Raw genomic sequence first — 12,352 nt, 5'->3', positions numbered from 1 at the left:
GGGATCACTCGAAGCGCAGGATTCGTTCGCCCATCAGCCCGCGCGGACGCAGAAGGAGAACGAGGAACATCAGCAGGTAAATGGCGGCCAGCGACCATGACGGCAGATCGATACCGATGACAAAGCCCTTGACCACACCGACCAGGATCGCGGCCAGAACGACACCCCAGAACGATCCCAGTCCGCCGATCACCACCACCACGAAGGCCGCGGTCAGCACTTCGGTACCCATCGCGGGATGAACAGGAACGATCGGCGCCATCAGCATGCCCGCCAGCCCGGCCAGTCCAATGCCAATCCCCGCCACCACCGACAGATAGGGCCGCAACGAGATGCCCATGGCGCCAAGGATGTCCGGGTTCTGGATACCCGCCCGCACGATCCGGCCAAAGGCCGTCCGGTTCAGCAGCAACCACAGGGCGGCCACCGCCAGAACCGCCACCGTGATCAGGAAAATGCGGTAGCGCGAATAGATGAAATCTCCAATGAAAACCTGTCCGCGCAAAAGCTCGGGCATGTTGTAGGCAAGGGGCGCCGCTCCGAAACTCCACCGCAGGGCCTGTTCGATGATCATCGCCAGACCGAAAGTCAGCAGCAGCGAATAAAGCGGGTCGGCCCTGTAGAAGCGCGTGAACAGCAGCCTTTCGACGATCATGCCCAACCCGGCAACGATCAGCGGGACCAGAATGACCGCGCCGAAAAAGCCGGTATAGGGCGTTAAAGCGATGGCCAGATAGGCGCCGATGGCGAAAAAGGCCCCATGGGCGAGATTCACGATGCCGCCAAGGGAAAAGATCAGCGACAGACCGATGGCGATCAGAAGATAATAGAAGCCGTCCAGCAACCCGTTCAGAAGCTGGGACAAAAACAGGAACAGACTCATCCCGATGAAACTCCCTTGCGTGAGCCGGGGGCGCGGCGGCCGCACCCCCGCGGGTATCAGGCGGAAAAGCTGCAGCTGCCGCCGACCGCATCGGCGATCAGGGTCTCCAGCGGTTGATCCGGCGCAGGCAGAGGCTCCGATGTGGTGAAGATGTCCCACTCGTTTTCCGCTTCAGAGGCAGGCACGGCGGTGATGGCGTAGATTTCCTGCAGCAGCTGGTGGTTTTCCGGGTTGAAATAGCCTTCGCGCGTTTTCATCATGTCGAATTTCGCCTCCGGATCTTCGAAATATTCGATGATCGCGGCGGCGTCGGTTCCCTTGGTTTCGCGGATGGCCTGGGCCAGGATCTGGATTGCCATATAGTCGCCCCAGGCCTGATTTTCCGGCGGCATGCCAAATTTGTCGGTAAACGCCTTGGTGAAAGCCTGAGAACGTTCGGTGTCGATCTGGTGGTTCCAGACGCAGGGCCAGGTGCCGCGGAAATTCTGCACCCCAGCCGCCCATGCCATTGCCGTGTCGAAGCCGAAGCCGCCGACGGGAAAATCCAGCCCGAATTCGCCGTATTGCTTGAAAAAGCTGGTGATCTGCGTGCCGGCGAGGTTCAGGGCGACCAGATCGGGCTCGGCGGCGCGTATCTTCAGCATGAAAGACGAGAAATCGGTCGCGTCGGTCGGCACCAGATCCTCGCCGGCGATGCTGCCGCCATTGCGCTCCAGAAATGCCCTGGCTCCGGCCAGCAGGTCATGCCCGAATGCGTAATCGGCGGTCAGGACATACCATTTCTTGCCCTCGACCAGCCCGCTTTGCAGCAGATGCTGACCTTCGGCATTCACATACATGGCATTTTGCGTCTCGACATGGAACATGTGCCGCTTGCAATCGGCCCCGCGCAACGCATCGGAATTGGCTCCGGTATTCAGGAACAGCGTCTTGCCGCGTTCGACGGTCTGGGCGATGGTCAGTGCGGAAGCGGACGAGATCTCGCCGATGATGGCGGCGACCTTGTCGCGACCGATCATCCGTTCCGCCTTGGTCGAGGCCGTCTGCGGGTTGACCGAATCCTCCTTGATCAGTTGTAACTGGCGGCCATCGATGCCGCCCGCCGCGTTGATTTCCTCGGTCGCGAGTTCGGCAGCCATCACCGCATATTCGCCAAGCGGACCAAGGAAACCGGTATGTGGGGTCAGGTGGCCAAGGATGATGGGGCCATCCTGCGCCCGCAGGATTGAGGGCGCCGCCAGCGTTCCCAGGGCGGCGGCGCCTGTGGTGCGCAGGAACCCGCGGCGGTCGAAACTGGAACGGAGAGTCATCGAACATTCCTCCTCTGTTCGGTGTCGGATCACGCGGCCTCCCCACCGCTGCGATCTGAGATCACAGTTTTAGTTTATGAAACATTTGTCAACGATTCATTTGGATATCGCTTGCAGAATGAGATCACAGTCGTCAAACTGGTGATATGATCAGGATGAATAAATGATCCCGGATTCTCCCCCCGTTACGCGCCCCGAGCGCCCCGGTTCGCTTGCCCGGCAGGTGCATGACATTCTTTGCGAGATGTTGCTGTCGGGGCAATTGCGGCCCGATGACCGCATGTCGATGCGCGACCTGGCCGACCGGCTGGGCGTGTCGGTCATGCCGGTGCGGGAAGCGGTCAGCCGGCTGGTCGCCAGCGGCGCATTGGAGGTCAGGCCGAACCGTGCCGTGGCGGTGCCAGTGCTGACGCGGGCCGGATTTCAGGACCTGACCGAGGTCCGGATTCATAACGAGACATATGCGGTACGGCTTGCCGCCGAACGTATGCCGGTGCGCGCGATGGATGACATGCGAAACCTTGACCGGCGTTTTCGCGAATCGCTGGTCAATCCCGACGGGCGCGAAGCGGTGCGGGCCAACAAGGCGCTGCATTTCCATATCTACGAAGCCGCCGGGTCTCCGGTGCTGTACGAGGTGATCTCGACCATGTGGCTCAAGGCCGGGCCGGTGATCAATCTCGATCTGGGGAATGCCTCGCGCCGCAATCGCAATGCCGCATCGGTGCGCAATCATGCGGATCTCGTCGCGGCAATCGAGCGGCGGGACGGCGGGGCGGCGGCCACGGCGCTGGCCGCCGATATCCGTTCGGCCGCCGAATTCATCCTGTCGCGCGACGCCTTGCGCGGCTGAAACGGGAGGGGAAAGGATGGACTTGCAGCTGGCAGGACATCGCGTGATCGTCACCGCGGGCGCTAACGGCATAGGACGCGCCATTGTCGAGGCGTTTCTGGCCGAGGGCGCCCGGGTCGCGACCTGCGATATCGATGAGGCCGGGCTGGAAAGCCTGCCATCCGGGGTCATCCGTCATCGCGTCGATGTCGGTGACACGAAGGGGCTGGGCGATTTCATCGATACGGCGATTGCCGGTCTGGGCGGGCTCGATTGTCTGGTGAACAATGCGGGAATTGCCGGGCCGACCGCGCGTATCGAGGATATCGACCTGGCGGCGTGGGAACAATGCATGAATATCTGCCTGACCAGCCAGTTCGCGGCCTGCGCCCGCGCCGTGCCGTATCTGCGGAAAAGCGATAATCCTTCGATCGCGAATCTGTCTTCGGCTGCGGGACGGATGGGGTTTTGCCTGCGCACGCCCTATTCGGCGGCGAAATGGGGGGTGATCGGGCTGACGAAATCGCTGGCCATGGAACTTGGCCCCGACGATATTCGCGTCAACGCCATCCTGCCGGGACTGGTCAGCGGCGACCGGCAGCGCCGGGTGCTGGAGGCCAAGGCGCAGTCCCGGGGGTGCAGCGTCGCCGAGATCGAAGCGGAGGCTTTTTCCTTCGCCTCTATCCGGCATTATGTCACACCGCAGCAGATTGCCGACCAGATCCTGTACCTGGCCAGCGACAGGGGGGGCACGATCTCGGGGCAGGCGATCTCGATCTGCGGTGATCTGAAGATGCTGGCCTAGAGCCTGTCGCACTGAATCGGAAACGCCGGGTATTTGCGTCCCGCGATGGCCGGGGGCGCTGCCCCGTCGCCGGCAGGTCTCTTGAACCAGTGGCGCGACCCGCCGGCAACCCCCGAGGTATTTGGACAAAGAAGAAGCAGAGGGAGGGCGCGCGAATCCGGGGCCCGTGCGGATACCCGGAGAGCTTCGGTGATTCTTTGGTGGCGGCGGTCGATCCGGTGATATGCCCGAACCATCAAGGACGTTCAGGCGCGATAAGGATATCCGGCGCATGGCTGCGGGATCATCCACGCTAAAAAGAAGGGATCGCCGGCAAGATGGCGGCGATCCCTGCATCAGTTCATTTCCGAACTTGGAAACGCTTTTTTACCAGAACAGAAACCTACTCGAGGCCCGGAGCCGGTTCTTCCGTCGCGGGCGCAGCGGCAGGATCAGTGGTCACGGCATCGCCGCCTTCACCTTCTTCCTTGCAGGCGCCAAGTGCCGTGGTGGCAGCAAGTGCGGCGACAACAACAAATGCGCGCAGGGGCTTCGGGTTAATAGACATTCCGCTGTATCTCCATTGCAACTTCGTTTCGCTTCCCACGATGGCGCGTATGCGCTTAGCTGGTGATGCATCGCAGGCTGCCTGTCATGATCTAATCCATTCGCGCCGGAGCGACCAGACCTTCACTGAATTAGCAAGCGAAAACAAGCCATTTACGTGAAGTCCGCTTGGCGAATTCCCGCTGTTGTCATAAGAGGACAAAAAATCCGGCGCGGTTCCGGGCTCGGTCATGCACTGACAGTCAAGTCGGTCCATCCAGACGAGGTTGATCGGCCCGCTATGCTTTTGATGCTGGATTATTGCCTGGAAATTTCGCAGGATTCACCGAGGTGCAAGAATATTCAGGGATAGTTTCTGATGCCGGGTTTTTCCGCTGATCTGCCTGTCTTTGTTGATCCTGACAATCAGGGCAATGCATGGATGGCGATGAGAAGCGCGGACGGCGCGATCCGGTATATGTCGGATCAGTGGGGGGGCCGCGTTTTCGGGTTCGAGAAGAGGGATGGCATCACGCTTGCGCAATCGCCCGATCCCGCGATTGCGATTGTCGCGTTCGGGGGAGGGGGTATCGGCGTTTCACGCCCGCTGAAAGAGGAATACCGCTATCATATCGTCGACGAGAATCTGAAGCGCCCCGGGGATGGCCGTGCGGCAACGGCACAGGCGGCGGCGTTCCTGGCGCTGGCGGACAAATGCCATCTGGCACTTTATACGGTTGTCCCGGTCACCGTTCCGGTTTCGTCGACGGTAGAGCAGGATGCCATGCCGGGCGCGGCGGGGCGGAAACGGATCGTCGAGAAGCTGGCCCGGGCGAAACAGGCCCTGGCTGCCTGGGACAAGGCGCTTTTTGCCGACAGGATCACTTTGTCGCTGCTTGAAGGCGCGCCCCGGACCAGCGAGCGGGCCGCCGATTTCCATTACGCCGCGGTCGCGCGGGAATTGCGCGAAGAGGTGGCGAAGGCGACCGGGCAGACGCCTTATCCGATCGTGATCGTCAGCCAGTCCGCCGGCAGTTTGAGCGATGGCACAAGCGAGGTGATTCTTGCCGAGGGCCGGCTGGACTGGCATCACTGGGGGCTTGGCTTCGTGGTCGCGACCCCGCGCTATCCGTTCCGGCACGGCGTGAACATGCCGGCGACGCTGACGCCGGGCTCGGCCCTCATGGTCAGCGAGCTCGAATCGCTTGCGGCCTCGGAACGTCTGGCCGGCCGTGACTGGTTTTGTCCATCGCTCGAGCAGGCCGAGATCGATGGCGATATTCTGCGCGCCCGTTTCACGACGATGTCGGATCTGGTCATCCGCAATCCGAAAAGCCACGGTTTTGCCGTGGACGGCATTGAAAACGGCGCGAGGATGACAGCGGCCGAGGCTCAGAAGAATCACGTTCTCCTCCATTTCGACAAGGCTCCGCAGGGGGATCTTACGCTCCGCTATGCCTGGGGCGAGACCCGGACGAAGATCGACGGTTTTCCCGCAAATCGCGGCTCGGTCACCGATTCATGGAGTGCGGAGAGCCTGCTTCTGCCGGATACGACACTTTACAGATATGCGCGCTCGGGCCGGGCTGCCGTCCGGCAGGAGCGTTGGCGGGCAGGGGAGACGTGATGCGCCACAATATCCTGATGATCGCGGCGGACGACCTGTGCCATGTCGGGCGGATGCTGTCCGTTCTCATCAAGGATTTCCACCTTCCGAACCTGCGGCGGCTGGCCGGGAGCGGCACCGATTTCGATCGCGCCTATTGCGTGGTACCGCTCTGCGAGCCTGCGCGCGCCGCGGTGATGTCGGGCCTGTCGCCTGCCGAAACAAGTTCCTTCGATCTGACGGTCGGGTGGCGGCAGATCATCCGTCCGGAGAATCTCTGGACCTATCGGTTGCGGCGTTCGGGCTATTACATGGGAACCATCGGCAAGGTGTTCCATGGATACAGGCCGCAACCCGGATTCGTTTACGAGGCGCTTTACGATACGCCGCCATTCCAGATCGGGCGGTGGCAGCCAAGCGGCATGGCAACCGAGCATGGCGGACATTATGGCCGGGGTTGGGATAATGACACCGACTGGTATGATCATGCCGTCGCATCGCAGACCATAGATCATATCCGGAATTTTGATCAGGACCGGCCCTGGTACTGGGAGGCGGGTTTCTTTCGCCCGCATGTGCCGTTCTGGGCGCCGAACCGATGTTTCGACGCGATCGATCTGGACCGGGTGATCCTGCCGCAGGACTGGCATGGGGGCTTCGAGAAGACCCTGTTCGCCAACAGTTTCGTCACCGCAGACCAGTTTTCGTCCGAGGATCCCGCAGACTGGTCCGAGGAAGAGGTTCTGCATACCCGCAGGACGATCCGGAACTATGCCGCCGGCGCCCTGTTCATGGATGAGCAGCTTGGGCGGATTCTGGATGCGCTGGAGGAGTCGCGATTTCGGGACAATACCGTCGTCGCCTTCTATTCGGATCACGGCTATCATCTTGGCGATCATAACGCCTGGCACAAATTCTCGCTTTATGAACAGGCGGCATGTGCGCCTTTCATCATCAGGGTGCCGGACCAGACGCCGCGGGTTGTCGACTCGCCCGTCAGCCATATCGATCTGGGCGCGACGCTTCTGGATGTCGCGGGGATCCCGAAACCTGTCGGCCATCGGGGCGAAAGCCTGATGCCCTGGATCAGGGGGGAAACCCCGGAAGAACGCGCGATCCCGACCTTCTGGTACGGTTCCGTCTCCTGCGCCATCGGCATGAAGCGGGTGACCCTTTATCAGGACGGCTCCGGCGAGATGTTCGATATCGCGGGGGATCCCTGGGCAAAGAAGAATATCGCCGAAGAAAGCCCGGAATTTCCCGAGCTTCGGGACCGGGTTCTGAAAACCTGTGCGGAGTGGCAGTTTCTTCTTGTCGATGATCGCGGCGAAATGGATGGGCAGGGGCAGTTCACCTCCTTCATGGGCAGTTCCCCGACCGTGCCGCGGATCAGCACGTCATTCGCCACCTTGGGCGATGTGGTGCCTGCCAAGGGCCGTTCGCCGGGCTATCAGCGAATGTATGGCGCGCCCGAGGAAAGGGGCGGCACGGTGAAGCTTCCCGCGCATGTGAACGATTTCCATACCATGGGGCGAATGTCGGCGACGATGAAGCTGATCGGTAACGATCTAGGAAACACCATCCGGATCGAAGAGGCGCATCATCATCATTTCGTGGCCGAACTTGGCGATGGCGATAACAGGATCATGCCGCCGGGAAATATCCGGGTGACGGCCCGCGGCGGCACCGGGAATGACACGCTGCGCGCCGGGATGCGCGGCGGCAACAAGCTGTTCGGGGGTGCGGGCGACGATCTGCTGATTGGGGGTGCCGGTTCGTCCTATCTGAATGGCGGCGCCGGGAACGATCTGATTCAGGGCGGCGCGGGCAACGACACCCTGGTCTCGGGGCCGGGAGACGACACGCTGCGGGGCAATGCCGGGGACAATCTGCTGATCCTCGATGCCGGCAAGACCCTGGCAAGCGGCGGGCCCGGACGGAATACCTTCAGGGTGTACCGAACCGGTGAGCGCAACGTGATCACCGATTTCAAGGAGGGCGATATTCTCGACCTTTCGGACTGGGCCGGGATACAGCCGGTGCATTTGGAACAGGTGGCCGAACGTGTCCGTATTACGGCCGGCTGTGAAAAGCTGATTTGCGACAAGACGACGCTTGCGGTCATCAAAGGCGGGTTGAGAGGTGTGGAGCATGCATGAACTCCCCTATCCCCGGACCGGGGAGGCCAGCGACCTGGGCTGCGACTGTTCGTTCCGCGACGGCGAGGATCAGGATAACTTCCTGTTTCCCGAATGGTTGACGGCCGATTGCCCGATCCACAACCCTGTGGCCGTCCAGAAATGGCGGCAGAGAAAGAAGAAGGAATGACGTATCTCTGAAGTTCGAACCGTCCTCGCGCATATCCCTGGGCGTATCCGAGCGCTTAGTTTTTCCTGTTCATAGTTACAGCCATTTCCTGATTTGGAGCCTTCGGAAAACCGTAGCGGTTCATGGGTGGCAGCTGGTCTTCAGAAACGAGGAGGTCAGTATATGCCGAAACCCAGAGACCATGATGCGGACTTCAGGATACGAGATGGTTCGGTAAATCTATATGACAGGAAAACAGGAGAGGGTGAAATGGCTGATGCAAGGAATTTATGGCTGCATATCGGGTCGGAGAAGACAGGTTCTTCATCACTCCAGACCTATCTGCTCAGGAATCGCGCGGTATTTGAGAAGAAGGGGCTGCGATATGTGACCCCTGCACCGAAGATGCAGGAAGCCAATCGCCTCGCCGTCACCCTTGGAAACGGCAGAACAAGAGAGGCAGCCAATATCTGCGCCGAGATTTTCAAAACCGCGCAGTTCGAAGATATGCGCGATGTCGTTGTCTCCAGCGAGATGTTGTTCAGAATTCCGGCGGCGGCGAAATTGTCGTCCATCATAAGGGAGCATATCAACGAAGCCGATATCAGTCTGAAAATCGTCTGTTATATCAGGCGGCAGGACAGGTATCTGGAATCGTTATATGCTCAGCGCGCCAAGACCGGGAGTTTCGTCGGAGGTCTTGAGGACTACGTCGCAATACAAAAAGCTGCGAGAGGCGTGAATTACAATGACATCATCCAAAGCTGGAAAGACGCATTCCCTGAAGCCCGGATGATTGTGCGGCGGTATGAGAAGGATCATCTTGTTTCCGGGGATGTTGCGGCGGATTTCCTGTCCTTGATCGGCCATGAGAACCTTTATTCCGCGGAAGGACGATCATTCGGCAACAAGGCGCCTCATGCGGATGCGCTTGCCGTGATGAGCCAATTGGCCCGTTTCAAGAGTTACAGGGCCAGAGAAATCTATCGCCGGCTTCATAAGCTGGGCATTCCGGATACCGGAGCGACAAGGGTGATGCTGCCATATGATCTGCGCTGTCAGATCATGAATGATTGCGCGGATGGGAACGAGGCAATACGGAAGGAATATTTCGGGGATTCGGCCGATTTGTTCGACATGTCTGATCTGAAGGTGCCGTATGAAACCGAACCAGCCATCACATTTACGGAAGAACAGCTGGAATTGCTGCAAAAGGTTTTCAGGGTGATCCATGAACTGCAGTTGAATGCCCTTCGTAACCGGTGACTCCGGGAAGGTGGTGTCGCCTTTTCACTTTTTCCCGGGGCTTTGTCATTCGGTCCGGGCATTACTGCAGCACGCCTGTCAGGCATGGGTTCATTCGCAGTATCGACATGATCAATATCACTTGCGACATATATGGGATCGTGAGATTTTGACCGCCTGTTCCAGAGGATATTGCCCAGCATGACACAGTCCAACGCATCATTGAAAACGCTGACCCTGATCTTTGCCGGATTGTATCTGCTGATTTCGGTCGCGGTATTTTTGCTGCTCGTGGCTTTGGAGATGTTCTTTCAGTTCAGCTTCGACAGCAGCGCAATGGGTGTTGTCATTCCCACATTATCGGCGATGCAGGTCGGCACGATGTATTTCAACCGGACCGGCCAGCGTCCCCAGCGCGGTTTCGCATGGAAGGCAGGTTTCAGTTTTGCATTGACTTCGACCCTGCTGGGCGTTGCGGTGTTCATCGCGGTTTATCTGTTGGGATTATTCCCCGAATTGGACGAGATGCTGCGCGAACCTGCTTCGGTTGCAATCCTTGCCGGGATTCTGGTCGTCGTTTCCTTGCTTCTTTCGGTTTTATGCAGATTCAGTTTCGGATTCGGTGCCCGGCAGGCGCAGAAAGTGAAAGAAAAAATGCAGGCGCGCGGTTAGCCGGTTCCACCCGCCGCCCATAGCGGTAGCCCGGAAAGTCCGCCGCGCCAATCCGGCGTTATGTCATGGTCCCGAAACCGAACAGGTCGCAGGCGCCGGAATTGGCGTGATGCATGGTGATGCATGGTTTCGGATAACCACAATAGACTCATGCCCCTTTTTTGTCCGAAGGTCCGGCTCTGATGGGAGACGCGACGGAACAATGCGAATATCGGCTCACCGCGGGTGTCGAGGGATTGTGGCTATCATGAAAACCTCGATTGCAGCGGTGCCGCTGGATTCGGGAATTTCGGCCATCCGGAAACGCACAGGGTTTGCCGGTTCGGACCGGGGGCTATGAAGGGCCGAACAAGGGAAGAGGCCAGACCGGCCCGGCTGGATGTCGTGCTCTGATCGGACAGAGTAGATCGTATGAGTAGGGAAAGGCGCAGAAATGAAGCTTGAGGAAGAAATGCACCAGCAGGGTGAATACGACGACGGTGCAGGTAGCGAACGGTCGGCGCGGTTAACCTGGATTCTGCGCCTGATGGGACTGGTTGCGGCGGGAGCTGTGTGGTTGCTGCTGGGTGGTTCGGACGATCTGCCGGCCGATGCCCGCATCGTCGCCGCGATCGGCACGTTGATGGCGATCTGGTGGATGACCGAGGCCATCCCCCTGTCGGCAACTGCGCTGCTGCCCATCGTTCTGATTCCGGCTTTGACCGAGCGCACGGTCGGCGAGGCCACCGCTCCCTATGCAAGCTCCATCGTTTTTCTGTTCCTCGGCGGTTTCCTGATCGCCATCGCAATGGAAAAATGGAACCTGCACCGTCGCGTGGCATTGCTGACCCTGCGCAGAGTGGGGGTGCAGCCGCGGCAGATCGTGCTGGGGATGATGCTGGCGACCGGCTTTCTGTCCATGTGGGTCTCGAACACCGCAACGACATTGATGATGCTGCCCATCGGGATGTCGGTCCTGTCGCTGATGACGGATCGCGGCAAGGCAGATCAGGAAGAAGGTGAATCGGCGCAGACGCCGCCGGCGGGCGCAGAGCTTACCCGCGTCATCGAGGATCGCAATATTGCGTCATTCGGTGTCTGCCTGCTGCTGGCGATCGCCTGGTCTGCTTCCATGGGTGGATTGGGTACGCTGCTTGGCAGCCCGCCTAATGCCATCGTCGCAGGCTATGCCTCGGACGAGCTTGGCCGCCAGATCGGATTTCTGGAATGGATGCTTCTGGGCGTACCGCTGGCTTTCGGGTTCATCTTCATCGCCTGGATATTCATGACACGCTTTCTCTATCGTTTCGATCTGCCCGAGATCCCGGGTGGCCGGAAGATGATCGACGATCAGATCGCCGCGTTGGGCCCACTTAGCCAGGGAGAGCGCATGGTGATGCTTGTCTTCATTTCCGCGGCCTTCCTGTGGGTGGCGCCGGGCCTTCTGAGCAGCATCCCGGCGATCGATGCGGCGCTGCCCTGGCTTGGCAGTCTGGACGATACGGCGATTGCCGTTGCGGCGGGGCTGGTGATGTTCCTTCTGCCCGGCAAGGGAAGGACTCAGATGGTCTTGAACTGGAAAGATGCCGAAAACGGTCTGCCCTGGGGAGTGCTGTTGCTGTTCGGTGGGGGGCTGAGCCTTGCCTCGGCGGTGGCGGCCTCCGGGCTGGATAGCTGGTTCGGTGCCCAGGTGCAGGGGCTTGGTGCGCTTCCCAATCTGCTTCTGGTCGCGGCAGTCGTCACGATTATCCTGTTCCTGACCGAGATTACTTCGAATACCGCGACTGCGGCGACCTTCATCCCGATTCTTGGTGGTGTCGCGCTTGGGATCGGGGCTGATGCGATGAGTTTGCTGATCCCGGCAGCCTTTGCCGCGACATGCGCCTTCATGCTGCCTGTCGGCACCCCGCCCAATGCTATCGTCTTCGGTACCGGCAGAGTGACGATAGCCCAGATGGCCCGAGGCGGAGTGGTGCTGAACATAATCGGCATATTGCTGATTACCGGCACCTGCTACCTTATCGGCGGTTTCGCCATGGGGCTGACGTTCTGATGTAGCTTTCGGGGCATTCGGCCCTGTTGACCGGTAAGAATCCGCGGATCCGCCGAAAGATATCAGCACCTGACCCAGGGATTGCCTGCGATCCGGATTTCCCCTGCCGCGCCCATGAATATTTCAAGGGCGCGG

At 59.9% G+C, this 12,352-nt stretch carries 11 protein-coding genes; 8 read left to right on the top strand and 3 right to left on the bottom strand.

Going from position 1 to position 12,352, the window contains the following annotated elements; translation table 11 throughout:
• Positions 1-4 precede the first annotated feature (4 nt).
• Both D3P04_RS12800 and D3P04_RS12795 read right to left on the bottom strand, forming a co-directional pair.
• Positions 5-883: a branched-chain amino acid ABC transporter permease gene (locus D3P04_RS12800; RefSeq protein ID WP_119749473.1), complete on the bottom strand. Its 879-nt coding sequence runs from the start codon at positions 881-883 to the stop codon at positions 5-7.
• A 56-nt stretch (positions 884-939) separates the two neighbouring features.
• Complete coding sequence (locus D3P04_RS12795) at positions 940-2,193, bottom strand: ABC transporter substrate-binding protein (RefSeq protein WP_119749471.1); 1,254 nt, start codon at positions 2,191-2,193, stop codon at positions 940-942.
• A gap of 163 nt (positions 2,194-2,356) precedes the next feature.
• Here D3P04_RS12795 and D3P04_RS12790 point away from each other — a divergent pair, with 163 nt between their 5' ends.
• Both D3P04_RS12790 and D3P04_RS12785 read left to right on the top strand, forming a co-directional pair.
• Positions 2,357-3,046 (top strand): GntR family transcriptional regulator, encoded by a 690-nt coding sequence (locus tag D3P04_RS12790; RefSeq protein WP_119749470.1) that lies wholly within the window; start codon positions 2,357-2,359, stop codon positions 3,044-3,046.
• A 16-nt stretch (positions 3,047-3,062) separates the two neighbouring features.
• On the top strand, positions 3,063-3,830 hold the full coding sequence (locus tag D3P04_RS12785) for an SDR family oxidoreductase (protein WP_119749468.1): 768 nt from the start codon (positions 3,063-3,065) through the stop codon (positions 3,828-3,830).
• 382 nt (positions 3,831-4,212) lie between these two features.
• Here D3P04_RS12785 and D3P04_RS23360 read toward each other — a convergent pair whose 3' ends face one another.
• The gene (locus D3P04_RS23360) at positions 4,213-4,377 is read right to left on the bottom strand and encodes a hypothetical protein (RefSeq protein ID WP_182912842.1); all 165 of its coding nucleotides are present in this window, start codon (positions 4,375-4,377) and stop codon (positions 4,213-4,215) included.
• 357 nt (positions 4,378-4,734) lie between these two features.
• On the opposite strand from D3P04_RS23360, the gene D3P04_RS12780 reads away from it, so the two are divergent.
• The 6 genes from D3P04_RS12780 (at position 4,735) to D3P04_RS12760 (ending at position 12,217) form a co-directional block, all read left to right on the top strand.
• A complete protein-coding gene (locus tag D3P04_RS12780; RefSeq protein WP_119749466.1) occupies positions 4,735-5,982 on the top strand; it encodes a hypothetical protein in 1,248 nt (415 codons plus the stop codon).
• Complete coding sequence (locus tag D3P04_RS12775; protein WP_182912841.1) at positions 5,982-8,120, top strand: sulfatase-like hydrolase/transferase; 2,139 nt, start codon at positions 5,982-5,984, stop codon at positions 8,118-8,120. The genes D3P04_RS12780 and D3P04_RS12775 overlap by 1 nt, the downstream gene beginning before the upstream one ends.
• Entirely contained in the window at positions 8,113-8,289 is a 177-nt protein-coding gene (locus D3P04_RS23355; RefSeq protein WP_182912840.1) for a hypothetical protein, read from the top strand. The genes D3P04_RS12775 and D3P04_RS23355 overlap by 8 nt, the downstream gene beginning before the upstream one ends.
• A gap of 249 nt (positions 8,290-8,538) precedes the next feature.
• Positions 8,539-9,534 carry a hypothetical protein gene (locus D3P04_RS12770; protein WP_119749462.1) on the top strand — a complete coding sequence of 332 codons (996 nt, stop codon included), beginning with the start codon at positions 8,539-8,541 and terminating at the stop codon, positions 9,532-9,534.
• Positions 9,535-9,714: 180 nt separating this feature from the next.
• Positions 9,715-10,185 carry an ABZJ_00895 family protein gene (locus D3P04_RS12765; protein WP_119749460.1) on the top strand — a complete coding sequence of 157 codons (471 nt, stop codon included), beginning with the start codon at positions 9,715-9,717 and terminating at the stop codon, positions 10,183-10,185.
• Positions 10,186-10,618: 433 nt separating this feature from the next.
• On the top strand, positions 10,619-12,217 hold the full coding sequence (locus D3P04_RS12760) for an SLC13 family permease (protein WP_119749458.1): 1,599 nt from the start codon (positions 10,619-10,621) through the stop codon (positions 12,215-12,217).
• Positions 12,218-12,352: the final 135 nt, after the last annotated feature.

This window comes from Paracoccus onubensis (genome assembly GCF_003591515.1).
GTDB classification, from domain to species: domain Bacteria; phylum Pseudomonadota; class Alphaproteobacteria; order Rhodobacterales; family Rhodobacteraceae; genus Paracoccus; species Paracoccus onubensis.
This window is presented reverse-complemented; position numbering and strand designations above follow the sequence as displayed.